The organism is Pseudomonas sp. LBUM1663 (assembly GCF_059695905.1).
Genome location: NZ_CP166792.1, coordinates 2,597,124 through 2,609,245, shown reverse-complemented (window position 1 = coordinate 2,609,245; position 12,122 = coordinate 2,597,124). Strand labels below are relative to the sequence as shown.

Sequence of the window (12,122 nt, the reverse complement as noted above, 5' to 3'; positions counted from 1 at the left end):
TTGCCCCACTATTGGGGGACGTGCCCCACGTCCGCCAATCACAGCGGCGCATCCACGGCCATGCCCTGCAAGCGCCGGTACTGTCGCAAGACACTGGGTACATAACGCTGGGTTTCAGCGAACGGCGGGATTACTCCGCCACGGCTCAGCACCGCTTGTGGCCCGGCGTTGTAGGCCGCCACGGCGAGGGTGATGTCGTTGTCGAACAGGGTCAGCAGGCGCTTGAGGTATTTGGCGCCGCCCTGGATGTTGGCCTTGGGGTCATAGACGTTTTTTACTCCCATCTCCCGGGCGGTATCGGGCATCAATTGCATCAGCCCTCCGGCGCCTTTGGGGGACGTCGCATCCGAGTTGTAGCGGGACTCTTCGCGGATAACGGCATGCAACAGCGCCGCCGGCAATTCATTGGCCATGGCGGCCGCCGACACCAGCTCTGCATAAGGTTGCCTGGCAATCATTTGGGGCTGCTGGTCAAGACCGACCAGCGAGGATTGGGGCTCGTGAATGACCCGTTCATAGGTGCGGCCGGGACGGTGAACATTGGACAGTACGTAACTGCCCTTGGCGTCCACGGAAACGAACACATCGGCCTGTGCGACGCTCGTCAGCAGCAAGCAGCCGAGCAGTCCTGTGGTGAGTGTTTTCATTATTTTGCCTCCCCTGCCCGGCCCCGAAAAATGGGGCTAATGCCCCAATGGCCGGTAGTAAACAAGCCATACGCAAGCACTGTGCCGAAAGCGCAAAGGCCCGTAATACCGGGGTTTCAGAAGGATGTCCGGGGGTGAGCATGGCAATTGCATATGCCTTCATGGCGACCCTTCTGCCGACTGTGTGAGGTCATCATGAATCAGCGTTTGCGTTCCGCCCCGCGTCCTCAAAGCGGGTTCACTCTGCTCGAACTGTTGGTGGTGCTGGTGGTGCTGGGGCTGTTGGCCGGCATCGTCGCACCGAAGTATTTCGCCCAACTGGGCCGCTCCGAAGTGAAGGTGGCCAAGGCACAAATCGAAGGCCTGGGCAAAGCGCTGGACCTGTACCGTCTGGAGGTCGGTCATTACCCGTCGACCGAACAGGGTTTGCAGGCGCTGGTCACTGCGCCGAGCGATGAAACCAAATGGACCGGTCCGTATTTGCAGAAAAAACTGCCGCAGGATCCGTGGGGCCGTAACTACAACTACCGCTACCCCGGCGAAAACGGCGAATACGATCTGCTGTCCATGGGCAAGGACGGTCAACCCGGCGGCGAAGGCGAAAACGCCGAAGTCACCAGCTGGCAATGACGAGGGTCGCGACCATGCGCTTTCATCTCAAGGCAGTGGGCAAGGCCGGCGTGGTCTCGATGACCGTCGAGGCCCAAGGGGACAGCGAAGCCCGGCGCATCGTCGAAGACCAGGGCTTGCGGGTGGTCAGCCTGCACGTCGAGCGGCACTGGCGCGCGTTGCGTTTGCAAAAGCGCGAGACCTTCAACCTGGTGTTGTTCAGCCAGGAACTGACCACTCTGCTCAATGCCGGTCTGCCGTTAATCGATGCGCTGGAAAGCCTGGCGGAAAAAGAGAACGCTCCACAGGCCCGTAAAACCTTGAGCGAACTGGTGCGCCTGCTTTATGAAGGCAAATCGTTCTCCCAGGCATTGGCCCAGCTGTCGGCGGTGTTCCCTCCGCTCTACGTGGCGCTGGTGCAATCCAGCGAGAAGACCGGCGCCGTGGGCGATGCCCTGGGCCGCTATGTCAGCTATCGCCAGCGTATGGACGAGGTTCGGCAAAAAATCGTCAGTGCCTCGATCTACCCCCTGCTGTTGCTGGTGGTTGGCGGTGGCGTGGTGTTGTTCCTGATGGGTTACGTAGTGCCGCGCTTCAGCCTGGTGTTCGAAGGGCTGGGGTCGAATCTGCCGTGGCTGTCGCAGGTGCTGATGAGCTGCGGGATGTTCCTGCACGCCCACCAGGGTGAATTCTTCGGCGCATTGGCGGCAATCATCGTCGCCCTCGGCTTTCTTCAGCGCCAACCGGCCTTTCGTCGGGGCGTCGACCGTGTAATCGAAAAACTCCCGGCGGTCCACCAACGCATCTTCATGTACGAACTGGCTCGCTTCTATCGCTCCCTGGGCATTCTGTTGCAGGGCGGCATCCCCCTCGTCACCGCGATGGGCATGGTTCGCGGCTTGCTCACCCCCGCCTCCCGCGTGCGCCTGGACCAGGCCTGCGAACGGGTACGCGAGGGGCAATCACTGTCGGCTGCACTGGAACTCAATCACCTGGTGACCCCGGTGTCCCTGCGCTTGCTTAGAGCGGGCGAACAGTCCGGCAACCTCGGCCAGATGATGGAACGCAGCGCTGACTTCTACGACGAAGAAATCAGCCGCTGGATCGAATGGTTCGTGCGGCTGTTCGAACCCTTGCTCATGACCTTCATCGGCCTGCTGATCGGGGTCATCGTGATCCTGATGTACATCCCGATCTTCGAGCTGGCCTCGAGTATTCACTGACCCTCTGGAGCAGGGTCGCGTTGTACCGTTCATCGTTCATCCACATTGCAACTGAATTAATCAGCGCGCTGCGGTGTTCTCCCATTGAATCGAGCAGCAAGTTGCATTGTTCATCAACGTTCCAACCTGAGTAACAAGACGGAGAACGACATGCACATCAACAAGCTTTTACTTGCAGTAGCTATTGGCGCAGTTCTGTCGGCGTCTACCGTATTGATTCCGGACAGCTTGTCCGGGGTATCGAGTGCCCAGGCCAAGGATGGTGGTAGTGGTGGTGGCGGCGGATCGGGCGGCGGTGGGGGTGGTTCCGGCGGTGGCGGCAATGGCGGCGGGGGCGGTGGTTCCGGCGGTGGCGGCAATGGCGGTGGCGGCGGAAACGGTGGCGGCGGCAATGGCGGTGGCGGCGGAAACGGTGGCGGCGGCAATGGCGGTGGTGGCGGAAGCGGTGGCGGCGGCAATGGCGGTGGTCACGGCGGGAGCGGAAGCGGTGGCAATGGCAGCGGCGGTAACGGCGGCAGTCACGGAGGAAGCGGCAGCGGTGGCAACAGTGGCAGCGGCGGCAATAGCGGCAGCGGTCACAGCGGCAGTGATAATGGTTCAGGACACTCCGGCAACACAGCCTCCTCCGGACGCAGTGGCACTCACGCCGAACCCGGTGACGACAACGGCGTGCATCGTTCCGGCGAAATCGGTGATGACCACGGCGTGCATCGCTCCGGCGAGATCGGCGACGACCACGGCGTACATCGCTCCGGCGAAATCGGTGATGACCATGGCGTACACCGCTCCGGCGAGATCGGCGACGACCACGGCGTGCATGTCGGTGGCGAGCCAGGCGATAACAAAAGGACCTGACAGTCACTAACCTTCAAAACTCCACAAATCCCCTGTGGGAGCGAGCCTGCTCGCGATGGCGTCATGTCAGACAGCATATTTGCTTAATGACCCACCGCCATCGCGAGCAGGCTCACTCCTACAGTGAAAAGGGTGAGCCTTACAACCCACACTCAACCCGATCCAGCCGCTCGCGCAAAAACTCGATCAACGCCTGCACCGGCCGCGAACTCTGGCGATGCTGCGGATACACCGCCGACAACGTCAGCGGCTGCGGACGAAACTCATCCAGCACCGGCACCAGCCGCCCCTCCTTCAGCGCCGAGCCGACAATAAACGTCGGCAAGTACGTAATCCCCATCCCGGCCACCGCCGCGTCCTTGAGCAACTCCCCGTTATTGACCCGCATCCTGCCCGTCACATTGACGCTCAGCGGCTTGCCCTGCCCTTCGAAACGCCATTGCACCTGACGCCCGTGGCCATAAGGCAGGCAGTCATGATTGTGCAAATCTTCGGGTTTGAGCGGCGTGCCGCGTTCAGCCAGGTAAGCCGGGCTGGCGCAGTACACGCGCTGGATGGCGGCGATGCGGCGGGCGATCAGGGTCGAGTCTTCGAGGACGCCGATGCGCAATGCCAGGTCGTACCCCTCGCTGAGCAAGTCCACTGGCCGATCGCTCAAGTCCACTTCCACCGTGACATCGCGGTAGCGCTGTAAAAACAACGGCAGCAGACACCCCAGGTGCGCCAGCGCAAACGACAACGGCGCACTCACGCGGATGGTGCCGCGCGGCTCGGTGGTCTGGCCGGCGATGCCCTGCTCCACTTGCTCGACTTCACCGAGCAACCGTAACGCGGACTCGTAATAACTCTGGCCCAGCGGCGTGACGTCGAGCCGCCGCGTAGAGCGGTTGAGCAAGCGCACGCCCAGACGCTCTTCGAGCTGCATCAAGCGCCGGCTGACAAATTGCTTGGACAGGCCCAATTGATCAGCTGCCGAGGTGAAGCTGCCGGAGTCCATGACCTGGCAAAAAATACGCATATCTTCGAACGGGTTCATTGTCACGCCTTGGTTGACAGTCAAACACTTTATAGCTGCTTTTTCCCTTTTGGGCGACCTATTAATCTGTGTCCACGGTGTTGCTGAGGCCTGGACCCCAGCGCCAGCAGCGACCCGACCTCAGGTCATAAAACTCTAATTAACTAAAAAGGATTTGCCCCATGAACATCGTCAACAAAACCCTGACCGCGTCCCTTCTCGCCCTTTCCATCGGCAACGCATTCGCCGCCGGTAGCCCGGGTGTCGAACACAATACCCAGGCGTTCCTCGAAGCCCTCGCCGCCGGCGGTGGCAAGCCGCTTGAGCAGTTGAGCCCGAAAGAGGCCCGTGCGGTGCTGACCGGTGCGCAAAACTCGGTGAAGGTTGATCTGTCGGGTGTGGACGTCAGCGACCGTGCGATCAAGGTCGACGGACAAACCATCAACCTGAAAATCGTCCGGCCGGCCAAGGTCAAAGGTGAATTGCCGGTGTTCATGTTCTTCCACGGTGGCGGTTGGGTGCTGGGCGATTACCCGACTCACCAGCGTCTGATTCACGACCTGGTGGTGGGTTCCGGTGCCGTCGCGGTGTATGTCGATTACACACCGTCGCCGGAAGCGCATTACCCGACTGCGATCAACCAGGCTTACGCCGCGACCCGCTGGGTGGCCGAGCATGGCAAGGACATCGGCGTCGATGGCAAGCGCCTCGCGGTGGCCGGCAACAGTGTCGGTGGCAACATGGCGGCGGTCGTGGCGTTGATGGCCAAGGAACAGAAAACCCCGGCGCTGCGCTTTCAGTTGTTGATGTGGCCGGTGACCAACGCGCAGTTCGACAGCGGCTCGTACCAGCAATTTGCCGAAGGTCACTTCCTGACCAAGGGCATGATGAACTGGTTCTGGGACAACTACACGACCGACCAGGCCGAGCGTGCGCAGATCCATGCCTCGCCGCTACAAGCCAGTGCCGAACAGCTCAAAGGCTTGCCCGCCGCCCTGGTGCAAACCGCCGAGTTCGACGTGTTGCGTGACGAAGGCGAAGCCTACGCCCGCCACCTCGACGCAGCCGGTGTGCCGGTCACGGCGGTGCGTTACAACGGCATGATTCACGACTTCGGCCTGCTCAACCCGCTGAGCCAGATTCCGGAGGTGAAAGCGGCGGTTCGTCAGGCGGCACTGGAACTCAAGATTCACTTGAACTGAGTCACCTCGCCTCGCCACACAGCAATGTGTGGCGAAGCTGCTTGCCCTTGTAGCAGCTGTCGAGCCCCGGCGAGGCTGCGTTCGGCTGCGAAGCAGTCGTGAACCCTATAGGCGTGATTTTCCTGAAAAAACGCATCGCCTGATTTTACGACTGCTTCGCAGCCGAACGCAGCCTCGCCGGGGCTCGACAGCTGCTACATGAATCGAAGTGATCCTTAGTCGGAGTTCCCCATGTCCTTTGTCCTCGCTCACCTGCTGTCCTGGAGTGCCCTGCTGCTGGTGATCGACGCCGTGCTCTGGCACCTCGCGCCGTTCAAGCATCGCATCACGCGGGTTGGCGTGCGGCTGGCGTTGTTTGTGCTGTTCAGCGCGCTGGTGATCAATGCCGGTGTGAGCCCGTTGCAGGCGCCGTTGTTCGCCGAGGATCGCGTCGCGCAATTGGGCGCCACGGCGTTGGGGATTGTCTGGTGGCTGTACGCCGCGCGGGTGTTCACCGAAGTCATCGGCCTGGTGCTGATGCGCCGCATCGGTCACAGCGGTCGCCTGTTGCAGGACGTCATCGGCGCGCTGGTGTTCCTGATCGCCATCGTCGCGGCGGCCGGTTACGTGCTGGAGCTGCCGGTGAAAGGCTTGCTGGCGACGTCCGGCGTGGTGGCCATCGTCGTCGGTCTGGCGTTACAAAGCACCTTGAGCGACGTGTTTTCCGGGATCGTGCTCAACACCACCAAGCCCTATCAGGTGGATGACTGGATCATGATTGACGGCGTCGAAGGCAAAGTCCTCGACATCGACTGGCGCGCTACACACCTGCTGACCAGCGCCGGCAGCACCGCGGTGGTGCCGAACTCGGTGGCGGCCAAGGCGAAGATCGTCAATTTGAGCCGGCCGAACAACATGCACGGCGTGTCGATCAGCATCCAGGTGCCCAACCACATTCGCCCGCGCCGGGTAATGGAAGCACTGGAGCGCACGCTTCAAGGCAGCAGCAGTTTGCTGCTCAACCCGGCGCCGAAAGTGGTGCTCAAAGAGGCTGGCGAAGCCATGTCCGAGTACGTGGCCAGCGGTTTTATCGCCGAGCTCGGCAAGAAGAGCGAAGTGCGCAATCAGCTGTTCGACCTGGCGCATCGGCACCTCGAAGCGGCGGGAATTTCCCGGCAGATCGATGGCGTGATTGAACCGACGACCCGTGCGCGGGCGTTGCTGGATGAGGTGAAAGTCTTCCGTTCCCTGAGCGAGGACGAGCGTGATCAATTGGCCCAGTCCATGGTCCCGCAACAATACGCGGCGGGTCAGGTGGTGCTGGAAATGGGCGAAGTGCCGGACAGTCTGATGGTGATCGCCACGGGCGTGGTCAGCGCCACCGTGCCCGATGGCACCGGGCAAACCGAAGCCGGGCGCATGGGGCCGAGTGAGGTGATGGGCGAACAAAGCATCCTCACCGACACACCGTCCCAGGCCACCTTCACCACCCTGACCTCGTGCATCATTTACCGGATCGACAAATCCCTGACCCGTGGTTGCATGGAACAACGGGTTGAAGTGGGTCGGTCGTTGAACAAGCTGCAGGCGGTGCGGCAGCAGAACAGCCGGTTAGCGTTGATGGCCAAGCCGGCGCCGATCAAGAAAAGCGGCTTCCTCAGCTGGCTGCAGAAGCGCCAATCTGTGTAACGGATCACGCGGTTTCATGTAGCAGCTGTCGAGCTTGCGAGGCTGCGTTCGGCTGCGAAGCAGTCGCAAGACCTGAGTGCGAGTTTTTTCTGACTCACCGCATTGGTTGAACTAACGACTGCTTCGCAGCCGAACGCAGCCTCGCAAGCTCGACAGCTGCTACAACAAGCTCACTCGCCAGACAAAAAAATGCCCGCACAGTCGCGGGCATTTTTATGGATCGCCGAGCTTACTTCGCCGTCAGCGCCACGTAGCTGTTCATCAAATTGCGATAGTTCGGAATGCGCGGCGACAGCAGGTTCGCCAGGCCTTCCATGTCGTTGCGCCAGTCACCCTGCAGCTCGCACGCCACCGAGAACCAGTTCACCAGTTGTGCACCGGCCGCGGTCATGCGTGCCCAGGCTGCTTGCTGCACGGTTTCGTTGAAGGTGCCCGAGGCGTCGGTCACCACAAACACTTCAAAGCCTTCCGCCAGTGCCGACAGCGTCGGGAACGTTACGCAAACGTCGGTCACCACACCAGCGATGATCAATTGCTTGCGGCCAGTGGCTTTAACGGCTTTGACGAAATCTTCGTTGTCCCAGGCATTGATCTGGCCTGGACGCGGAATGTACGGCGCGTCCGGGAACAGTTCCTTGAGCTCAGGCACCATCGGGCCGTTCGGGCCGTTTTCGAAACTGGTGGTGAGGATGGTCGGCAGCTTGAAGAACTTGGCCAGGTCCGCGAGGGCCAGCACGTTGTTCTTGAATTCGTTCGGCGAGAAATCCTGGACCAGCGAAATCAGGCCGGTCTGGTGGTCGACCAACAGGACTACGGCATCGTCTTTGTTCAGGCGTTTGTACGGAACGTTGCTCATGTGAAGCTCCTCGATGGATGGGTATTACGCATGGCGCCGACGCAGTGCATCGGCGCGTGTTGTGATCGTCAGAACGCGAAGCACGAGCAGCCGAACGCGCCCCAGAAACCCGCAAAATCGCTGACCGGCGCGTTCGACAAACGGGCCTTTTCATGGCTGTGGGAATGCACGCCGCACGGCCCGCTGCAATGGTGAACCTGCGCCTGCATCGGCGACGTCGGACGCCAATGACCCGGCACCTTGACCACCGGCGACCAGTCCGGCAGCACCGGCACGCTGGCAGGTCCGAGTTTTTCGAAATCACCGGCGGCGTACACCACCTTGCCGCCGACCACGGTCAACACTGACTCGATCCACTTGATGGCTTCTTCATCGACGCTGAAAAAGTCCGCGCTGAGCGCCGCGACGTCAGCCAGCTGGCCAACCTTGATCATGCCTTTCTTGCCCTGCTCGGAGGAAAACCAGGCGCTGCCGTGGGTGAACAGCTCCAGTGCGGTCTGCCGAGACAGGCCCTCGGCGTGCAGTTCCAGCCCACCGACCGTGCGGCCGCTGACCATCCAGTACAACGAAGTCCATGGATTGTAGCTGGACACCCGCGTGGCATCGGTGCCGGCGCCGACCGGTACACCTTCGGCCAGCATGCGCTTGATCGGCGGCGTCGCCTCGGCCGCTTTGGCGCCGTAACGCTCGACAAAATACTCGCCCTGAAACGCCATGCGATCCTGAATCGCAATACCGCCCCCCAGCGCCCTCACCCGCTCGATGTTTTGTGGCGTGATGGTTTCAGCGTGGTCGAAAAACCACGGCAAACCGTTGAACGGAATGTCGCGGTTGACCTTCTCGAACACGTCGAGCATGCGGCTGATGGATTCGTTGTACGTGGCGTGCAAACGGAACGGCCAGCGCTGCTCGACGAGGTGGCGGACCACCGGTTCCAACTCGTCTTCCATGGTTTGCGGCAGGTCCGGACGCGGCTCGAGGAAGTCCTCGAAATCCGCCGCCGAGAACACCAGCATTTCCCCGGCGCCGTTGTGCCGCAGGTAATCGTCGCCCTGATGCAGGGTCACGCTCGACGTCCAGTTTTTGAAGTCGGTCAGCTCTTCTTTCGGCTTCTGCGTGAACAGGTTGTAGGCGATACGAATGGTCAGCTGCTGGTCCTTGGCCAACTGCTCGATCACTTGGTAATCGTCGGGATAATTCTGGAAACCACCGCCGGCATCGATAGCGCTGGTCAGGCCGAGGCGATTGAGTTCGCGCATAAACTGGCGCGTCGAATTGACCTGATACTCCAGCGGCAACTTCGGCCCCTTGGCCAGCGTCGAGTACAAAATCATCGCGTTGGGACGCGCCACCAACATGCCGGTCGGCTCACCGTTGGCATCGCGCACAATCTCGCCACCCGGCGGGTTCGGCGTGTTGCGCGTGTAACCGGCCACACGCAAAGCGGCGCGGTTGAGCAAGGCGCGATCGTACAAATGCAGGACAAACACCGGGGTGTCCGGCGCCGCCTGATTGAGTTCTTCAAGGGTCGGCATGCGCTTTTCAGCGAACTGGAATTCGTTCCAGCCCCCGACCACCCGCACCCATTGCGGCGTGGGCGTGCGATCGGCCTGATCCTTAAGCATGCGCAAGGCATCGACCACCGACGGTACGCCTTCCCAACGCAGTTCGAGGTTGTAGTTCAAGCCGCCGCGAATCAGGTGCAAGTGCGAGTCGTTGAGGCCGGGAATGACGCAGCGACCCTTGAGGTCGATGACCTGCGTGCCCGACCCGCGCAGGGCCATGGCTTCGGCGTCGGTGCCGACCGCAACGAAGCGACCTTCGCTGATCGCCACCGCGCTGGCGCGTGGGTTTTCACGGTCAACGGTATGAAATTGGCCATTGAATAAAATCAGATCGGCGTTCATCGCGTTTCCTTGGACGGAGTGGATTGAGACAGCCAGGGCGCGAACAGACGCGTCGCCATCGGCATGAACAGGTACACCACCGAGACAACGATGGTCAGCGTAATCAGGAACGTGGCCACCACGTAATTGGACAGGATGGCGTTGAGTTGCAGCAGAGGGCCCCAGAGCAGCGGCACCAGCAAGGTGTGCGGCAGAATCACCAACAACGTCACCACGGCCTGCTTCCAGCGCGGCGGCGGTGGCGAAGCGGCGTCGGCTTGCGGCGCGAACCAGAATTCGTTGACTGGGTTGACCTCGGTCTGGTCGCCATCGGCGAGCATCGGCGTGGCTTCGTTGACCAACTCAAAGCGCTGCGGCGAATCGAGCCAGTGCTGCATCGCCTCGGTGGAACAAAAGCGCAGCACGCAGGTGTACATGTCCAGGCCAGCGTTTTTACCGCGCATTACGTCCACGCCCAAATGCCCTTCCTGCTGCCCAGCGATGCTGACAATGTTGCGCAACCAGGCTTCGTAAGGCACTTCAAAACCGGCCTTGACCCGGTGCTTGATGACCAGGGTCACGACTTCCTCGAAACGATTGGATTCAGGCATAACGCAAAGCTCCGGCAAATCGGACATTGAGCGCCAGCCGTCCCGGCCCGGCGATAAGAAGGCTGGTGAACACAATCAACAGCAGCCAACCGAACTGCCCTTCATCGAGACTCCATTGCGCGTGCACCACCAGCAGCGCAATCAGCAGCACCGCCAAAATCGGCAGGCACGCCAACCGCACCAACACCCCGGCGATAATCAGCAACGGGCACAGCACCTCGGCAAAAATCGCCAACATCAACGTGACGTTCGCGCCCAGGTGAAACGGGTCTTCGATGACTTGCAGTTGAGCGCTGTAGTTAAGCAGCTTCGGCAAACCGTGCACCCACAGCAGAAACACACCGCCGCTGACCCGCAAAAACAGCAGTCCGAGATCCTGCGCCCGCTCATCCCATCGCGATGTATTCATGGGCTACCTGCACAAATGAAAAACCACCGGCGTTCATGCGCCGGGACCTGGTTTGATAGTGCCGGGACGGGAGCGGGGAAAATTGGATGTGTGTGCTCTTTTTGCGGATGAGCCCGGATCTACAACCGACGAAGATCCCTGTGGGAGCGGGCTTGCTCGAGAAGGCGCTGAGTCATTCAGCATTGATGTTGGCTGATACGCCGCCATCGCAGGCAAACCAGCTCCCACAATAGAATTGAGTACATCAGCAAAATATTGGTCGGCTGTCAGGCCGCCTTCGCAGGCAAGCCAGCTCCCACAATAGAACTGGGTACATCAGCAAAATATTGGTCGGCTGTCAGGCCGCCTTCGCTGGCAGGCCAGCTCCCACAATAGAATTGGGTACATCAGCAAAATATTGATCGGCTGTCAGGCCGCCATCGCAGGCAAACCAGCTCCCACAATAGAATTGGGTACATCAGCAAAATATTGGTCGGCTGTCAGGCCGCCTTCGCAGGCAAGCCAGCTCCCACAATTGGAATGGGTGCATCTGCAAAATATTGGTCGGCTGTCAGGCCGCCATCGCTGGCAGGCCAGCTCCCACAATAGAATTGGGTACATCAGCAAAATATTGATCGGCTGTCAGGCCGCCATCGCAGGCAAACCAGCTCCCACAATAGAATTGGGTACATCAGCAAAATATTGGTCGGCTGTCAGGCCGCCTTCGCAGGCAAGCCAGCTCCCACAATTGGAATGGGTGTATCCGCAAAATATTGGTCGGCTGTCAGGCCGCCATCGCAGGCAAACCAGCTCCCACAATAGAATTGGGTACATCAGCAAAATATTGGTCGGCTGTCAGGCCGCCTTCGCAGGCAAGCCAGCTCCCACAATTGGAATGGGTGCATCTGCAAAATATTGGTCGGCTGTCAGGCCGCCATCGCGAGCAGGCTCGCTCCCACAATGGATTGGTACACACCGTAAGCTTTTCACCACTCAACAGGCCGAGCGTTAGCTCGCCTGCAGCTTTTGATCTTGATCTACCCGCCCCTTCGGGAGGCCGAGTGGAGGCGTTCATCTGGGGGGTGGGCGCGTAGCGCCGTGCGGCGAAGCCGCACACATCGAGAGGAGGTCGAAGCGAAGCCGACCGGAGGCGATGCCCCCA

Annotated in this window: 11 protein-coding genes; 5 read left to right on the top strand and 6 right to left on the bottom strand. The window is 60.7% G+C overall.

The genetic code is table 11. The annotated features are described in order from the left end of the window. Positions 1 to 38 precede the first annotated feature (38 nt). A complete protein-coding gene (locus ACA075_RS11925) occupies positions 39 to 647 on the bottom strand; it encodes a lytic transglycosylase domain-containing protein (protein WP_497298640.1) in 609 nt (202 codons plus the stop codon). A 195-nt stretch (positions 648 to 842) separates the two neighbouring features. Between ACA075_RS11925 and gspG the strand changes: the two genes are divergently transcribed. The 3 genes from gspG (at position 843) to ACA075_RS11910 (ending at position 3,334) form a co-directional block, all read left to right on the top strand. Next, a complete protein-coding gene (gene gspG, locus ACA075_RS11920; RefSeq protein ID WP_010455721.1) occupies positions 843 to 1,277 on the top strand; it encodes a type II secretion system major pseudopilin GspG in 435 nt (144 codons plus the stop codon). Between the two features lie 14 nt (positions 1,278 to 1,291). After that, on the top strand, positions 1,292 to 2,479 hold the full coding sequence (locus tag ACA075_RS11915; RefSeq protein ID WP_094471766.1) for a type II secretion system F family protein: 1,188 nt from the start codon (positions 1,292 to 1,294) through the stop codon (positions 2,477 to 2,479). Between the two features lie 150 nt (positions 2,480 to 2,629). After that, positions 2,630 to 3,334, top strand: a complete 705-nt coding sequence (locus ACA075_RS11910) for a hypothetical protein (protein WP_497298639.1) — start codon at positions 2,630 to 2,632, stop codon at positions 3,332 to 3,334. A 139-nt stretch (positions 3,335 to 3,473) separates the two neighbouring features. Here the strand turns inward: ACA075_RS11910 and ACA075_RS11905 are convergent, their stop codons facing one another. Beyond that, positions 3,474 to 4,370 carry a LysR family transcriptional regulator gene (locus ACA075_RS11905; protein ID WP_497298638.1) on the bottom strand — a complete coding sequence of 299 codons (897 nt, stop codon included), beginning with the start codon at positions 4,368 to 4,370 and terminating at the stop codon, positions 3,474 to 3,476. Positions 4,371 to 4,531: 161 nt separating this feature from the next. On the opposite strand from ACA075_RS11905, the gene ACA075_RS11900 reads away from it, so the two are divergent. Further along, positions 4,532 to 5,551 carry an alpha/beta hydrolase gene (locus tag ACA075_RS11900; RefSeq protein ID WP_497298637.1) on the top strand — a complete coding sequence of 340 codons (1,020 nt, stop codon included), beginning with the start codon at positions 4,532 to 4,534 and terminating at the stop codon, positions 5,549 to 5,551. A 231-nt stretch (positions 5,552 to 5,782) separates the two neighbouring features. Continuing rightward, the gene (locus tag ACA075_RS11895) at positions 5,783 to 7,219 is read left to right on the top strand and encodes a mechanosensitive ion channel domain-containing protein (RefSeq protein ID WP_497298636.1); all 1,437 of its coding nucleotides are present in this window, start codon (positions 5,783 to 5,785) and stop codon (positions 7,217 to 7,219) included. Positions 7,220 to 7,448: 229 nt separating this feature from the next. Here ACA075_RS11895 and ycaC read toward each other — a convergent pair whose 3' ends face one another. The 4 genes from ycaC to ACA075_RS11875 all read right to left on the bottom strand — a co-directional run bounded on the left by ycaC (position 7,449) and on the right by ACA075_RS11875 (position 10,981). Then, positions 7,449 to 8,075 (bottom strand): isochorismate family cysteine hydrolase YcaC, encoded by a 627-nt coding sequence (ycaC, locus tag ACA075_RS11890; RefSeq protein ID WP_219097846.1) that lies wholly within the window; start codon positions 8,073 to 8,075, stop codon positions 7,449 to 7,451. A gap of 68 nt (positions 8,076 to 8,143) precedes the next feature. Next, positions 8,144 to 9,982, bottom strand: a complete 1,839-nt coding sequence (locus tag ACA075_RS11885; RefSeq protein ID WP_497298635.1) for an amidohydrolase — start codon at positions 9,980 to 9,982, stop codon at positions 8,144 to 8,146. After that, positions 9,979 to 10,572 carry an antibiotic biosynthesis monooxygenase gene (locus ACA075_RS11880; protein ID WP_497298633.1) on the bottom strand — a complete coding sequence of 198 codons (594 nt, stop codon included), beginning with the start codon at positions 10,570 to 10,572 and terminating at the stop codon, positions 9,979 to 9,981. The genes ACA075_RS11885 and ACA075_RS11880 overlap by 4 nt, the downstream gene beginning before the upstream one ends. Continuing rightward, the gene (locus ACA075_RS11875; RefSeq protein ID WP_497298631.1) at positions 10,565 to 10,981 is read right to left on the bottom strand and encodes a DoxX family protein; all 417 of its coding nucleotides are present in this window, start codon (positions 10,979 to 10,981) and stop codon (positions 10,565 to 10,567) included. The genes ACA075_RS11880 and ACA075_RS11875 overlap by 8 nt, the downstream gene beginning before the upstream one ends. Positions 10,982 to 12,122 lie beyond the last annotated feature (1,141 nt).